Origin of the sequence: Gilvimarinus gilvus, assembly GCF_030518155.1 — a bacterium.
GTDB classification, from domain to species: Bacteria; Pseudomonadota; Gammaproteobacteria; order Pseudomonadales; family Cellvibrionaceae; genus Gilvimarinus; species Gilvimarinus gilvus.
In genome coordinates this window covers 1-15558 of sequence record NZ_JAULRU010000675.1, presented here as the reverse complement: position 1 = coordinate 15558, position 15558 = coordinate 1, and the positions used below count along the sequence as shown (strand labels likewise).

Genomic DNA, 15558 nt, shown 5'->3' with positions numbered 1-15558 from the left:
GGTAATCGACCTAGGCGTATAGAGCCCCGAGCCGTCAAGAGAAGGCCAAAACCGTTCCCACTACTGTTAAAACCAAGAGATCAAGCACGCGAAGAAGTCAGAAAGAGTGGTCATCCGAAAAAGCTTAAGTAAGTGCCATTCGGATCAGATGAAACTTATGGCGCGCTATCCCACATGGGCTGATTATATGGGTGTCCAGGAGTTAGCGTTTACTGCAATAAAATCTTGTCTATTAAGAAATGGATGTTATCGTAGCTGGTGAGTTAAATAACAAGGTTGGGAGAATATAATGGATAAGAAGCCTACAAAAGCATCACTAAGTACCACCACTATTGAGGAGCAAACAGCTGCCTTTTTAAAGGCTGGCGGAACTATTGAATATGTAGGTAAAGGCACCAGTGGACAGGTTTACCCTTCGGCCTCGAAGTTAGCTAGTTCGAATAAATAAGCTCGTTACTTGGTATCGAATTACTCAATAAGCAAACTCCACCCTAATAAGATACCCAGCTTTTGTAGAGTGGCGATGAAGCGTCTTTAGCTAGGCATGTTGCCTCCTGACAATCTAGCCAGCAGTCTCCCGAAAAAACTCAGGGAAAACGGCCATGCAGACCACGATATACCTGTTTTGTGATGGGTTTACACTTTCAAATGGATTTTTATGATGTTACGTACCTTACTTGTCATTTTATTTTTTGTCATTCCGATTGGTGTTTACGCGCAAGAGCCGCTTGCATTAGAGTCTCGTTTTAATGCCGATGAGGTGTCTTGGGTTCAAGAGCCTGGTACAGCAACTTTACATGGTAGTGCTTATTTGAAGCTTGCCGATGGATCCTATCTGGGGTGTGGTGATTTTCACGTCGAGTTGTTGCCGTCGGCGGCATATGCGGATGAGCGGATTTATCTGACCTATGGCAATAACTCAGAGGGGCAGATTTTAATGGCAGAAAACCCACCAAAATTTATTCCTGATGCAGAGCAATATCATGAGTTGAATTTGAGCGCAGAGTGTGACGATAAACACAGGTTTGTCTTTCACGATGTTCCCGCGGGCAAGTATTACTTAATTGCCTTTATTATTTGGCCAGAGGGCGAGGCATTAGCGGGTGGTGGCGTTATGCAAAAAGTGTCCATTGCCGAAGGCCAAATACAAAGCACGAAGTTGAAGCTTTAGGAACTTAGAATAAGTGTGGCGTCTTCACTACTGAGGGATTATATGGGTGTCCAGGAGTTAAATCCCTGAGCCACACAAGAATGCCCGTCGAACACAGCGAGATACGCAGTGATAGGAAGGAGTATTGTCGAGAGAAATTAACCGTTTGCGTGGTTGGGTCATGGCTCCTCCTTGAGCATGGTGCAATATCTACCGTCTAAATTTACTTTGGCTCACGGGTGTGGCATTGTCAAATTTGTGGGTGTAACCAGCTTCACGCCCAGCTTCACGAAAAATAATCACGGAACCCGAGCCAGACACACTCACGACAAGCTTAAACCGTTAAGCCACCGCCTTTACCTTGACAGAACCTCGGTAAAAAGCGGAAGCTAACTAGGGCCTGTTAACACTAATTAGCCGCAACCCGAATACTTACATGGACGCAAGGTATTAGAGCAATGCAGGAGCAATTACCGAGGGCTGAAGCCAGTTTTGCCCCCAGCGTTGTTGCCAGTCACTTATTTGGAATAACCAAGCTGCGCTCACGTCGCCTAGCTGGAGACACCACTTGTTTTCAAAACAGGGGCTTCCAGCAGGCGCATTTAATTAGTGTTAACAGGCCCTAAACACTCATATCTTGGTGCCAGCCTCTGTGAACAACAGCGATTTACTATCCACCTTTATTTTTTCGATATCGGTAAGCACGCCGATATTTTTGATGATTGCCCTAGGGGCGGTATTGCGTCGTGTGAGGCTGATAGATGAAGCGTTTATCAACACCGCTTCACGTTTGGTTTTTTCCGTCGGGTTGCCCGTGCTGTTGTTTTTTAGTAACGCTGCCGCGGATTTTGGCGCGGTTACTGATGGTCGCATTATGTTTGCCGTTGTCGCCGGTGCTTTGCTCGTTTTTGTATTGAGCTTTGCCACGGCCGGCTGGTTTGTGCGAGAAAAGAAAGACCGAGGGGTTCTTACCCAGGCGGCCTTTCGCGGCAACCTGATTATTATCGGCTTGGCGTACTGCGCGAATGCCTATGGAGAGAAAGGAATCGCTATGGCGGCTCTGCCCTTGGCCGTCACCATTGTTCTGTACAACGTATTATCCTTAGTCGCTCTTAACCGGGACCTAGACGGCGGGCGTGGTTTTAGCGGCGTATTTGCGGCCATTGCGCGCAACCCTTTGATTATCGGCATTGTCGCTGGGCTGATTTACGGCGCTTGGGGCCCGTCTATCGCCGAGCCCGTGCGGCGAGCGGGGGGCTATCTGGGAGACATGTCTCTGCCACTGGCGCTGTTGTGTGTTGGCGGATCGCTCAGCATGAAATCGCTGGGCCAAATGGGCGACGGCGTACTGGCTGCTAGCTGCTGGAAGCTATTGATCTCGCCGGTAATAGCGGTGACGTTAGCGCTACTATTGGGGCTTAAGGGAGATGCGGTTGCGGTGGTTTTTTTATTGGCGGCTGCACCCACCGCCACAGCAAGCTTTGTCATGGTGCGGGGCATGGGCGGAAATGCCGCTCTAGCGGCGACGATGATTGTGCAGACAACGCTGTTCAGCTTGGTCAGCCTTACTATCGGGTTGTGGCTTGTTAAGGCGTCGCTGTAGGTGATCACCTCGTGTATGCAGCGCGTCCTAGGATTGAGGCCAGCGGATCGTCACCTGGCTCAAGGGCTGAGTTGTCAAAATTTGTGGGTGTCCCCAGCTTCATCGGTTAAAAATGGGGGGATTACCCCCGAGTTATCCCCATTGCGCGAGGCCAGGGTTTCTATCGGTCATAGTAAACCCAATCTTCAATTTCTTCCCAGTTTTCACGCTTAGCTTGCCAGCTTGTGTGTTCTAATATTGAGCCTTTAATGTACTTTCGAGGGCGGCAGGAGTATATCGGGCCCAAGCTCTGGCCGTAGCCGTCGCGAACCATAACGCCTAGGCACTTATCTACCGGGTCTGACAACCCCCAGCGATGGTTGAATACGGGAGTTCCTTTTGATTGTATCAATCCCTGAGTTTCTATAGTTGATTCAAAAGGTGCTTGTTTGGAGTGGGGGCCAAATCTCGAAATAAAGCCGACTTCATAGTAGGCGAAGGTTTGTTTGGGGGCGAGAGGCTTAGTATCGAACTGAGCGGTAATGAAGTGCTGGTGACAGGGCTCCTGCTTGAAACAGGTATTGTAGACGTAGCCAAGTGGATAATCGAAAACTTTTAAGTTCCAATGAAAATCAATCGGTGTATTCAGCTTTGGGATAGGGATGTCCCTTGAAACACGAAATTTTATTTGCTTCGTCTTGTGTCTGCCCGACGCTAGGCGAATCGTGTAGATACCTTCGTTCAAAGGCTCTGATGGATGTAGCCCGTTATTTGACGGGAATAGATTAATATGGCGTCCTTCTTCGTTCGTAAGAAAAACCAGGCTTCGTAAGTCTTCGTTGGCGTTTTGAGTGAACCTGGGGGCTGACCAACGACTCACAATGATATTAACCTTAGGAGCCACTACATCCCCATATTGGGGGAACAGAATATGGGCGCCTCTTGAATAAAAAACGTCAGCGAATGTTATTGGGCAGAGTAGCAACAGTGTGAAGAGAGTAATGGCCAAATAATTGCAATATCGCATAGAAAAGCGCCGGTATTTAAAGGTAGTTCAAGTATTGTCAAATTGTGGGTGTCCCAGAGTTAGCAAATTTGTGGGCGTCCTCGAGTTGTCGGTGCAATACCTAAAGTCTAAATTTACTTTGGCTCACGGGTGTGGCATTGTCAAATTTGTGGGTGTCCCCAGCTTCCCAGCTTCACGGGGCCGCGTGCCCCATGCATCCCGCTAAGCGGGCAGTCCAAGTGCCCACCCTATATCGAAGCTCAGATTTTTCTTTTCTACCTTACCTCCCTGAAGCTTTTATAGAGTCTCCACATCTGACGTATTCAATAGAGCTACTAACTCCCCACTGGTCCGCTGAAATGTAGTTTTGAGGTTTCTCCCTGTAGGTATATAGAGACGAATTTCACCGTCGTGTACCACCGACACACTGACACCAAGACTTTCTGCAATATAGACATCGCCCTTTCCTGCCCCACCAGAATGCATATGATTACTGTGAGGCGGATGAGAATGTAGTATTTCCAGGACCGGATAATGGCCATCAATACCGTGATATCCCTTCGCCGTCATCGTTTGCTCGCCCTGTCTTGTCAGAGAGAAGGGATCTAGAGAGTGGCCACTACCTGGAAGCTGATCACTTATACCAACGCTACCGTCCGCTAGTTCATAGAGAATGAAGCCTGCTTCCTTAGTCGCCTCGTGGGGTAAACGGCTAGCCGCGGCTAGTCTTGCCTCTTCAATAGACTCGAATTGAAGAGGGGCCAGCGTTAGCTGCGCACCAATATCTTCAAATAGGTCTGTATACTGTAGGTTAGTATTGCACTTTGAGGACCCAAAAGAGTCTACTGCTGCGCAAGTCTGAGGTTCTTCAATCATGGGCAACAACCAAGTATCGTTAGTGCCTTGCTCGTCACAGCGAAACTGCACATCGAACCGATTCCGCTCCCAATGAAGTGACTTATCAAAATTATCCATTGCACTCATTTGAATATTTTTCGTGAATATATTCTGAGGCTCCCATAGCGCTAGGTAACCAGAGTCGGCGACATCTAAACTAAATATGGGAGGCTTGGGGTCTAGCCCGAATAACTCATTTTCTTTAGCGTCTACAGTTGACAGTGATAGCAACAGCACGCTCGCCCACAAAACTGCTTCAGTGATAGACTTCTTCATTGTTAATTCCCTCCACCATCACCTATGGAGCCCCGAACAACTCTTAATAGTAAGTTCGAAGCAGGCTTTCAAATTAACGAAAAAATGAGAAAACAATGTGATGCAAAAGAGGAAGAACTATGAAAGTGTTTAGCTGCCACTCAAGTCAATGCGAGACCATCATCCAGCATGCAAGAGTGAAAAAATATGGGAAATAACCCACACATTGAGAGTCGCGCCCCTTTGTTCGGGTTTTTCGTGGCAGTCGTTTGGCGCAAGTGGTTTGTGGCGAATTACCCAGAGAATTTTTCGGGTTTTAGTGGCTAATTTCGGCCGCAGGCTTCTCTACCCTCCAAGAGCATCCAGGCGTTTAACGTCAATATGAGATTAGCCAGTTTTTGGGTAACGCCGCTAACCCTCCATATACGACCCCGGCTTCGGGTTAACCAAAATCAATTAACGTCCACATCGAGCACTTGTGTACAAAGACTGTGTGGCATTATGATTGTTCTGAAAATGTACATTTATTGTCCGCCGGCTACAGTGGGCAATCGAGCTGACATACTCATAATAATTGCCGACGGAGACTGTGAATTTTGAATTTAGATACTCACGAAATCATTAAGCTTATTGAAGGCCCGCAACAACCCAATCGGCAGGGGTACGATGGCCTGACGATTCCGCAGATTATGGCCAGGCATAGTGTGCCGGGGCTAAGTGTGGCGGTGATCAAGGATTTTCAGCTGCATTGGGCCAAAGGCTACGGTCAGGCTGATGCTCTGGCCGGTACTAATGTGTCCACCGAGACGCTTTTTCAGGCGGCTTCTATAAGTAAGCCGGTTAACGTTATGGCCGTGCTAAAAGCGGTGCAAGAGGGTGTTTTTAGCCTGGATGATGATGTTAATTCACTGCTGAAAAGTTTCCGTTTACCCGATAATCCATATTCAAATATACCCATCACGGCTCGTATGCTGGCAAGTCATACTTCGGGGCTAGGCGATGGGTTTGGCTTTCCCGGTTACGAACCGGGGAAGCCGCTGCCCACCATTGCGGACATCATTACCGGTCACTCTTTGTCAAATGTTGCCAAACCAGAATTTTCCAGAACGCCATTCGAAGCCTTTAAATATTCTGGTGCCGGGTCGGTAATTTTGCAGCAGCTACTGATAGACATAATGGGTGAAATTTATCCGGAAATCTTGCAAAAGTCTGTTCTAGGCCCTCTAAAAATGTGCGATAGCTATTTTGAGCAACCATTAGACTCAGCACGAGATCTAAACGCCGCAAGGGCTCATGGCTCAAGTGGAGAGGCGCTTGATGTTAAATGGAGGGTGTATCCTGAGTTGGCGGCTGCAGGCCTTTGGACAACGCCCACTGATTTGGCCAAGTTCGTTATCGAAGTGCAAAAGTCTATATTAGGCACAAGTAATACGGTATTGGATCAGGCTCATGCGCAATCAATGGTCAACCCTGTTGGAGTGGGCGATTATGGTTTGGGCTTTCGAATTTTAAAGGAAGGGCAAGGATGGTTTTTTGAGCATGGTGGTGGCAACTGGGGGTTCCGCTGTAGGTTGTTCGCTCACAAGCTTAAAGGGTACGGTTTTGTCATGATGACTAACGCTAATCAAGGTACGGCTGTTGTGAGCGCAGTGAAGGAGCGAATTGAAACACTATACAACTGGGATTCAATAGCAAAACCTGCAATCTAAGTGTGAGCTTGGAAGAGCATCAACGTATAGGACAGCCACAGATTAGTGTCATAGGCTTCACTCCACATACTCATGAACTGTTCCGGTTCGCTTTACATTATAACCCATAAAAATATTCTGATTAATGCGGCGTTCTACAAAGGAGAATCATGGTGCAAGATAAGGTAGCTATTGTCACAGGAGGCAGCCGGGGCATAGGAGCTGAGACGGCAAAACTTCTTGCCGAGAATGGGTATGCTGTGTGTATCAATTACCTTCGAAATGATAGCGCGGCACAAAAAATTAAGGACGAGATAACGACTCTAGGCGGCCATTGCATTACGATTAAAGCAGATGTTTCCGCCTCTGAAGCAGTATCCAGGTTATTTGAAACTGTAGATCGTAAACTGGGGACTGTTTCGGTACTGGTAAATAACGCAGGCATACTGAAGCAGCAGTGCCGGCTCGATGAAATCTCGGAGCAGAGATTTACAGAAGTATTTCAAACGAATGTTATGAGTTGTTTTCTTTGTACCAAAGAAGCGATTAAACGTATGTCGACAAAGTACGGCGGTTCTGGAGGTGTTATCGTAAACGTTTCGTCTGGCGCATCAAAAAGTGGGTCGCCCAATGAGTATGTCGATTATGCGGCGTCAAAGGGAGCAATCGACTCGCTCACAAGAGGAGTAGCATTGGAGGTTGCGGCAGAGGGAATAAGAGTTAATGCTGTCCGTCCTGGTCTTATATATACAGAAATGCACGCTTCTGGTGGTGAGCCTAATCGCGTACAACGCTTAGAATCAAAAATTCCCCTGCAGCGAGGAGGAAAGCCCAAAGAAGTTGCTCAGGCGATTTTATGGTTGGCTACGGAAAAGTCATCATTTGTAACTGGAAGTTTTGTTGATCCGGCGGGTGGGCTCTAAGGCTAGCAAATTTGAGGGTGTCCCCAACTTCGTCATCCCCAACTTCGTCACCATTTTTCACGAGACTTTTCCTTAACAGCTTGCATTTACACGCCATGAGTAAAACTTGATCGCTGATTGTACGGTATTTCCGTGCTCACAACGCTAACTATTTGAAGTAAGTGGATCATGGGGGCAGGGATCAAAAGTTCATTAGGGCCAGAACCATAGAAGCCACACGTTACGAAGGTCGGGCCTTGCCTTAGCGGTCGTTACTCCTCTCTACAAGCTGCACAACTCCGCGTTGTGGTGATTACCTGCGAGCGGCGTCTACATAGAAGATCGTAGTCTGTCGTTGCCCTGACTATACCGCTTCCCGGCCGGTAAGACCTCCTGCGCATTGGTCGCACCGGTGTGGGTAAAATTTGACCAATCTGCCCTCAACAACTAAAGGAAGGTCGGCCTCATTCTCTTTTTGGGCTATTATTTCCAGTGCTGAGGCTCAATATTACATTGCGGTGGGGTGTTGAAAATAGCGCCATATGTTTGATGTGCCAATCGTTTGTGTTCGCTAGTTCGTTTGCTTTTTATGAGTCAAAGGGGTTGAGCTCTAGGTTTTATGCAGGAAAGTGATGAAGATAATCTATAAACAAATATTAGCCATTATTGCACTGGCGTTGCTTGCTCTCGCGGGCAATATGCTCAATGTGAGTTTGCTGTTTGGGCTGCATTTTATCTTTGGCTCTGTGGCGGCGATGTTGGCGGTCAAGTTGCTGGGCTTGTGGCCAGCGGTTGTGGTTGCGACAGTGGGAGGAGCTTATACATGGGGGCTTTGGGGGCATCCGTATGCGATGGTGATCTTTGCGCTCGAAGCGGTCACGGTGAGCGTATTGTATCGCCGGGGGTTGCGAAACCTGGTGTTGGCTGATTTAGTCTATTGGTTGGTTGCCGGTCTTTGGCTGGTTTCTCTGTTCTATGGTGGAGTTCTAGGTTTGGACGCCGCATCTACCGCCATTGTCGCTTTAAAGCAATTATTAAACGGGTTGTTTAATGCTCTTATCGCTGGAATTTTGATAAAAGTAATAATTTGGCTGTACCAAGATGGCTCCGTCAATTGGTTGCCAAAAGATATCCGGTTGGATGAGCTGCTTTTTCATGTGCTGCTATTTCTAACTCTAATCGCTGGTGCAACCCCCGTTGTGATGGATAGTTACACCTACAAAGGGCAGTTGGAGAAAACGCTGGCCGAAGAGCTCGAAGGTGTGCTCGGTGAGACGGACGAACGGATTAAGAATCAACCAAATACGAGGTATATACTTGAGGGTGAACTGGTGCGTCACTCCACTAGCGCCGGTGTGTCAGGATTAACACTGATCAACCGCAGTGGGGAAATCATAGCTAATGTTGGCGTAGCGGAATCGCCTAAAGTAGATGGCAAGTCGTTAACCAGTGCCCCAAACTTGAGTGTTTGGATTCCCGACACCGGCGGGAGCCTGATGAGTAGATGGAAGAATGGTCACTATTTATATCGTGAGCCCTTGAGTAACCTAGCTGGTGCTGAGTTGATTGTTTATAAGCCGGCTGAGCCACTGATTCAGAAAGTTGAATTGCAACGCGATAAGAGTTTTTCATTCTTGGCCGTAATGACGCTTATAAGTGTGTTGATAAGCTTCGTTCTAAGTCGTGTACTGACCAAACCCTTGCAAAGACTTGAAAACATCAGTAAGCAATTACCGGAGCATATTCGTCAAAATACTCTACCGGAGCTCCCCACTAGCAAAGTGCATGAGTACTCAAACTTGACTAATAGCCTGAAAGGTATGAGCGATGTATTAACCGAAACGTTTTCAGAGCTTGATCGAATGCGAGCCAACCTAGAGCAGGAAGTCGTAAGCCGAACTCGAGAGTTGAAAAATACGTCAACGATGCTGAAAAATGTAGTAGGAGCCTCGACGGAGATGGCCATAGTCGCTACAGATACCGAAGGTGTTATCACACTTTTCAATAGCGGGGCGGAAAATCTCTTGGGATATGGATCCCATAAGTTGGTCGGTAAAGAAACGCCTGCGCTATTTCACTTGCCCTCAGAGATTAACACCAGGGCAGGCGAGCTTTCGCAACAATTGGGAGAGAAGATCGAAGGCTTCCGGGTGTTCACAGAGCTCGCTTTGCGAGACGGCTCGGATGCGCGCGAGTGGACATTTGTGACTAAGCATGGTGAACAAATTCCTGTAATGTTGAGGGTGACCCCTATTCACAACGAATCGGGTGAGCTTTCGGGGTTTCTGGGAATTGCTGAAGATGTCTCAGAACGTAAGCGTATTGAAAATTTTAAGAATGAATTTATTTCAACCGTGAGCCACGAACTGCGAACGCCGATCACGTCTATTAGTGGATCAATACGGCTTATAGCGAGTGGGCACCTTGGTGATGTTCCTGAAAAAATGGGTCGGTTGTTAGAAACGGCTGAACGAAACAGTAAACGATTAAGCTTACTCATAAACGATTTATTGGATATTGAAAAAATTGCAGCTGGAAAATTAGACTTTGATATGAAGTCTATGCCGTTGTTGCCCGTTATTGAGCAAACCATCGAGGAGAACCAGTCCTACGGTGCTGAGCGAAAGGTAACTCTTGTGCTAGTTTGTGGCGAAAGCGACATTAATATAGTGGCCGATGAGTTGAGATTAAAGCAGGTTATGGCCAATTTACTGTCGAACGCCATTAAGTTTTCTCCTGTTGAGTCTGAAGTTATTGTTGATGTGGCGAGTACCGAAGGGAAGGTAACTGTGAGCGTGTTGGATAAAGGCCCTGGCGTACCTGCAGAGTTTCATGATCGAATCTTCCACAAGTTCGCGCAGGCAGACAGCTCAGACACTCGTCAGGTTGGCGGTACAGGGCTTGGTCTAGCCATTACGAAAGAATTGATTACCCAAATGAGGGGAAATATTAATTTTGAAACATCTCAGGGGGAGGGTACTCGTTTCTACTTTTCTCTTCCGGTTGAGTAACTTCATGACTTAGCTGTTTTATTCTCAGGGCTCACTGGGTTATATATTATTTTGTGGCGCAACGGCTACTTCGCGGAATTGTTTCTGAATAGTTGGATGTGCTATTGCTTTGATGTCAATTCAACGTCAAACTTACTGCCAGGTAGCCAGTAAACCGAGTACTTTGCCGCCAATGAGTATCGGCAATTTGTAGGCTAATTCTATGGTTTACGCAATATAGTTGACTTTAATAGCCGTTGGCCTATGCTCCTTCATATTACAATTTCTTATTGGGGTTTGGTCTATTTGGTTAAACTCACGGTTTCTATTATTTGGGGCCTGCTTCTCAGCACTTATACCTCCGCCACATCGATTGTTACCGAGCCAATCGATGGCGTGCATGATCAGTACTGCCTTGATCTATTGCGCGCCATACTCAGTTATGACGATGAAGCACATTCTATTGCACATTACGAGCGCTCTAGTTCCCAGAACCGAAATGTGGCATACCTTCAAAACAACATTGTCGATGTTATTTGGATTGCCACCTCTGAAGAGTACGAACAACGCCTTCTTCCAATTCGTATTCCGTTATTTAAAGGGCTCCTGGGCCAGCGCCTACTCGTTATCAATAAAGCCGATGCAGACGCCATCGCCGATGTTTCCACCATTGCCGACCTCAAACGCTTTTCAATGGGGCAGGGGTTAGGCTGGATAGACGCCGAAATATTGCGCTCCAACGGCTTTACTGTTCGAACCGCTTTCAATCACGAACAGCTCTACAGCATGCTCAAAGGAAACCGGTTCGACGCGCTACCTAGAGGGCTGCATGAGCCTTGGGAGGAGTTGGAACACTATAAAAAAGATAACCTTGTGGTGGAGCAAACACTGATCCTGAGCTATACGCTACCGATGTATTTCTTCGTCAATAAGGAAAATCAGGCGCTTGCAAATCTAATTGAAAGCAACTTTAAGAAAATGATCGACGACGGCGCTTTTGAGAAATATTTTCTCGAACACCCGAAAATCCGCAATGCACTGGAAAAATCCAACCTTTCAGCCAGGAGGGTGATTTCGCTGAAAAATCCTTTTCTTCCTAAAAAGACCCCGCTATCGAATGATGGCTATTGGTATAATCCGTGAGGGAAAAACGGACGGTTTTAGTTTTCCTGGAGTTAGCTCGGCAAACTAGGGTACGCACCACCCAATTCGATAGGTGACGACACGCTTAAACCCACCTGACTTTGTAGTATTGACCCCCAGCAATAAAACATAAGGAAGCCAATCATGTCCACGGAGGCGACAACTGCTGCTGTCTACCCAATAAAAGCCAGGTACTTTGTGGTGCTCTGGTTGCTCCCTATGATTTTTTTGCCGGGAACTAACCTGCTTTATAACTGGCTCGACCAGGCTTTTTGGGAGTGGTACTGGTACGACATTGCTTACTACTTGTACCTTTATATTCTGTTCGGGGTGCTTGGCGCTATCGCGGTTCTTCTGACTGGAGTAGAAGTGCTGGAGTTTTTTGGTAAACCCCGAGTGGCCAGTTGGTCGGTTGGTTTACAGTTAACCGTGCTTAGTTTTCTCTTTTCCGTGGTCGTTTTTTTAGGGATGTTCATTCCTCTGTCTTACACTGCGCCGGGGTTTGTGGAGTACTGGGTGGTGTCGTTGCCGCCATTGGTTTATTTTTCAGAGGCAGGTGGCTACTATCCGGTTGTGGCCAATGCCCTGGGTTTGGTTTGTTTGATTGTCTTGCCATCGCTGGTTGAGGAGTGGGTGTTTCGCGGGGTTCTGTTGCGCCGCTGGAGCGAGAAATACAGTCGTAAGAAAGCAATTTGGTGGTCATCCATTCTATTTGGTGTGATGCATACGGATCCTATCGGTGCCACCGCGTTTGGTGTGGTTATGTGCTGCCTTTATATTTATTCTGGCAGCTTGTGGGTACCTATTGTTTGCCACGCGGTGAACAATCTTGTTTGTTGGTTTATCGAGTGGGGTTATATCGCCCACTATGGCAATGGGTATGAATATACGATGGAGATGTTTCGTTCCAGCTGGCCCTGGATCCCCGTTTGTGCTGTATTGTTAGTTGTTTTGTATCTATTGTTTGATAAGCATGGCCAGATTAGGGCTGTACTAAAAATGGCAAGATGAAAATGTGAGGCCCAAGAAGTTATTGGGCGGCCTCAACTTTCACAATGTATCAAATAGCTGCACCTAAGGGAAATCGAGCTGGGAAAATGCGCTTCAAATATTTAATGTTGATGATTGGGCCCATATTGCTGGCAGTGGGCTACTGGGCTTCTGTATCTATACCGGAGCGCCCGGTTGGTAAACTGCAAGAGGCGGCGCAAGAACCAGTCGACAAGGATGGCAGCCATTTAGCGAAGGGTACCGATACCCAGCGAGCGAAAATTGATCCCGATGGTGAAGAGGGACGTTATGAGGAGGACGGTTTAATCGTCTACCTTGAACCGTCGGCCGATCCGCGCGACGTACTCTTGCTGCTCGTTATTCGTGGCCATAGAAACGAGAACTATTTGTCGAGTTTAAGAGAGTTATTGGCCTACACCTCGGAGCGGGCATTGGTGTTGTATTTGATTGCAAGGTTACGGGTTGACGGAGCGTATGTTGCGACTGAGGCCGAATTGCTAGAGTTGCAAGCGATTGACCCAGATAATGCCGAGGTGGACGTTCTACTGGCGCATCGCGCCTACGAAAATGGCGATACTGAGCTGGCACTGCAGCATATTCAGAATGCTGCGGGAGCTTCGGGCAGTAAAGCTTATCAGGCGAAATATTTGGCTATGCTCGGCGACGCCTATTTGCGCCGCAACGGTTATCTCACTGACAAGGACTTTGTCAGTATCATAGGCTACGGTGCGGCCTATGCAATGCCAAACCTATCGAGCTTTGATCGAATGTGCCGTGAGAATTCAGAGCACCCGGATTGGCGTGCGGCTTGTGGTGGGCGAGGGGAAGTATTGTTTGAATTCGGTGAAACCGTTTTGGAGAGAGTCATTGGGGCTAAGTTCGCCACGGATTATTTGCCCGGCGATATCCAGCACTACGCAGATTACCGCGAGGAGATCCAGGAGACATTGGTGTCTCTGGGTACAGAGCTTGAAGAAATTGTCACCAACTCCGATTTATTTATCGATCGGCAAACATGGGAGATCTACGTAGAAATATACGAGACGGAAGGCGAAATTCCCGCACTGCGTTACTTGATTGATGCCTTATCTAACGCTTAGAACAATTAAATGGATTATCTGCCGCCATCCTCGTCACACTCGTTGCGAGTTTCGAGCCTGCCCTTGGCGCATACATGTGAGGTTTTTGTGGTAGCATGCCTTAGCCGAAATTATTGTTAACAAGCCATGAGTCAATCTACAGTCTTCAGCGTTAGCCATCGCAAAAGTGCCTACTTCTGGAATGATGTGGGCTGGTTATGTTATTGGTTGATATTCAATATTTACTGCTTCGTCTGGCGAGAGTATGCGGCGCCTGAGGTATACAGCCTTGCCGACTCCAATCTGTGGTTTCTTAAAGAGTGGCTAATTTGGCTCGCGTTGAGCCATGCTCTGATTTACTTTCTGCGTCGTAGCTCTCCCAATAATGTTCCTCATAAGATGCCCTTAGGTATAACGCTCGTGCTGGGCGCTACTGTTTGTTTGCTGTTGGCCGTAAGCATCAGAGCTTGGCTGAACACCGGAGAGTATGCCAATGACTGGCGCACCATAGCCGTCATTATGCTGCCCAAATACGCCTCGGCGTACTGCATAGTGGTGGTTTGCTGGCTATTTTTTGAAGGGCCGACTCGCTCCGCGGCTGTAGACAAGGATGATACTTTACAAGACACAGCGGTTTATATCGATGTCGAGAAGCGCGGCCTTCGAATCGATTTGCCGTCAGCTGATATTTTCAGTTTAAAGGCGGCGGGCAATTATGTCGAAATTGCTACAGAGTCCGAGATCTACCTGAAACGTATAACGCTTGCGCAGTTACTACAGAAGTTACCGGGTAAAGCTTTTATGCGTGTTCATCGCAGTTATGCCATTAATACCGAAAAATTGCAGTCGCTGGTCAACGCGGAAAACGGCGCTGCCGTTGCCACACTTACTAATCAGCATGTGGTACCAGTCAGTAAGCGTTACAAGCCTGCTCTGAAGCAGGTGCAGGCGGCAGTTTAAGTCTGTATTCATCACATATTTGGGCTTTTTGTCCCACATTGATTCCCCTCCTGGGCGAGTTAACCCCAAAACCGTGGAGTCGATCCCACTGTTGTCGAGCGCCTGTAGGCTCCGTTCTAACATAGTGTTTTTACTGTTGACCGGAGTAAAACACCATGACGTTACCTATCCAGTTTTCTATCCGACTGATTCATTGGGCCATGGCCGCACTAATACTGGCTATGTTGATCAGTGGCTTTTTTATGGTCAATACGCAAGCTTATAGCTTGTATCCCTGGCATAAGTCCTTTGGGGTGATAGCGGCAGTAGCGATTGCCTTGCGTCTTTATTGGCGATCCCAGCAGCGCTGGGTTTCCAGTACCCAAGGCACCCGCCTTGAGCTTCCGGTGCGCTTAGCGCACGGGCTGATCTTGTTGTTGCTGGTATTAATGCCCGCCTCGGGCTTTATGTTGAGCGGGCTCGGTGGCTACGGTGTGGCGTTGTTTGGGGTTGAGATCGTGCCCAGCAACTTCAACGCCGCGGGCAGCGCGGTGCCAATTAGTGAACCGCTCGCCGCGTTGGGCTATCGGTTACATACGATGTTTGCTATCACCCTGTCTGTATTGTTAACGCTGCACATTCTTGCGGCGTTAAAGCATCACTGTATCGACAAAGACGCGACATTGCGCAGAATGGTGGGGAGGGCTTGATAATGAGGCTTCCCCGCACTATACCGAGCCAAATAAACTAGGGAGCCTCTGATCAAGTCTCCAGTGGTCTCTGCGCGAGTCAAAACGTTCACTCGGCAAGGCGCGCTTCGCAGGCAATGGCCATAGTCCTTGGCAAGAGGTGCAACACAGCGGATGGACTTTTTGGCCGTGCCCTTCGGGGCTTGCAGAGCTTTCCGATCTCTGTG

At 47.8% G+C, this 15558-nt stretch carries 13 protein-coding genes and 1 pseudogene; 11 read left to right on the top strand and 3 right to left on the bottom strand.

The window, feature by feature from the left end:
• Positions 1 to 289: 289 nt before the first annotated feature.
• Both QWI17_RS16835 and QWI17_RS16830 read left to right on the top strand, forming a co-directional pair.
• Positions 290 to 448 carry a PFL_1563 family small protein gene (locus tag QWI17_RS16835; RefSeq protein WP_302723686.1) on the top strand — a complete coding sequence of 53 codons (159 nt, stop codon included), beginning with the start codon at positions 290 to 292 and terminating at the stop codon, positions 446 to 448.
• 210 nt (positions 449 to 658) lie between these two features.
• Entirely contained in the window at positions 659 to 1171 is a 513-nt protein-coding gene (locus QWI17_RS16830; RefSeq protein WP_302723685.1) for a hypothetical protein, read from the top strand.
• A gap of 69 nt (positions 1172 to 1240) precedes the next feature.
• Here QWI17_RS16830 and QWI17_RS16825 read toward each other — a convergent pair.
• Positions 1241 to 1333 (bottom strand): annotated as a pseudogene (locus QWI17_RS16825) (nitrogen fixation protein NifB); the annotation flags it as partial.
• 469 nt (positions 1334 to 1802) lie between these two features.
• On the opposite strand from QWI17_RS16825, the gene QWI17_RS16820 reads away from it, so the two are divergent.
• On the top strand, positions 1803 to 2753 hold the full coding sequence (locus QWI17_RS16820; protein WP_302723684.1) for an AEC family transporter: 951 nt from the start codon (positions 1803 to 1805) through the stop codon (positions 2751 to 2753).
• A gap of 160 nt (positions 2754 to 2913) precedes the next feature.
• Here the strand turns inward: QWI17_RS16820 and QWI17_RS16815 are convergent, their stop codons facing one another.
• Positions 2914 to 3612, bottom strand: a complete 699-nt coding sequence (locus QWI17_RS16815) for a hypothetical protein (protein WP_302723683.1) — start codon at positions 3610 to 3612, stop codon at positions 2914 to 2916.
• A 423-nt stretch (positions 3613 to 4035) separates the two neighbouring features.
• The gene (locus QWI17_RS16810) at positions 4036 to 4911 is read right to left on the bottom strand and encodes a hypothetical protein (RefSeq protein ID WP_302723682.1); all 876 of its coding nucleotides are present in this window, start codon (positions 4909 to 4911) and stop codon (positions 4036 to 4038) included.
• A gap of 575 nt (positions 4912 to 5486) precedes the next feature.
• Between QWI17_RS16810 and QWI17_RS16805 the strand changes: the two genes are divergently transcribed.
• From QWI17_RS16805 to QWI17_RS16770, 8 genes are all read left to right on the top strand, one after another.
• Positions 5487 to 6599 (top strand): serine hydrolase domain-containing protein, encoded by a 1113-nt coding sequence (locus QWI17_RS16805; protein WP_302723681.1) that lies wholly within the window; start codon positions 5487 to 5489, stop codon positions 6597 to 6599.
• Positions 6600 to 6748: 149 nt separating this feature from the next.
• Positions 6749 to 7501, top strand: coding sequence for an SDR family oxidoreductase (locus QWI17_RS16800; RefSeq protein WP_302723680.1), 753 nt, complete (start codon positions 6749 to 6751; stop codon positions 7499 to 7501).
• A gap of 611 nt (positions 7502 to 8112) precedes the next feature.
• Entirely contained in the window at positions 8113 to 10491 is a 2379-nt protein-coding gene (locus QWI17_RS16795; RefSeq protein WP_302723679.1) for an ATP-binding protein, read from the top strand.
• A 243-nt stretch (positions 10492 to 10734) separates the two neighbouring features.
• On the top strand, positions 10735 to 11613 hold the full coding sequence (locus QWI17_RS16790; protein WP_302723678.1) for a transporter substrate-binding domain-containing protein: 879 nt from the start codon (positions 10735 to 10737) through the stop codon (positions 11611 to 11613).
• Between the two features lie 144 nt (positions 11614 to 11757).
• A complete protein-coding gene (locus QWI17_RS16785; RefSeq protein ID WP_302723677.1) occupies positions 11758 to 12624 on the top strand; it encodes a CPBP family intramembrane glutamic endopeptidase in 867 nt (288 codons plus the stop codon).
• Positions 12625 to 12710: 86 nt separating this feature from the next.
• Positions 12711 to 13724 carry a tetratricopeptide repeat protein gene (locus tag QWI17_RS16780; RefSeq protein ID WP_302723676.1) on the top strand — a complete coding sequence of 338 codons (1014 nt, stop codon included), beginning with the start codon at positions 12711 to 12713 and terminating at the stop codon, positions 13722 to 13724.
• A 126-nt stretch (positions 13725 to 13850) separates the two neighbouring features.
• Positions 13851 to 14663 (top strand): LytTR family DNA-binding domain-containing protein, encoded by an 813-nt coding sequence (locus tag QWI17_RS16775; protein WP_302723675.1) that lies wholly within the window; start codon positions 13851 to 13853, stop codon positions 14661 to 14663.
• Positions 14664 to 14818: 155 nt separating this feature from the next.
• The gene (locus tag QWI17_RS16770) at positions 14819 to 15352 is read left to right on the top strand and encodes a cytochrome b (RefSeq protein WP_302723674.1); all 534 of its coding nucleotides are present in this window, start codon (positions 14819 to 14821) and stop codon (positions 15350 to 15352) included.
• The last annotated feature ends 206 nt before the right edge of the window (positions 15353 to 15558 follow it).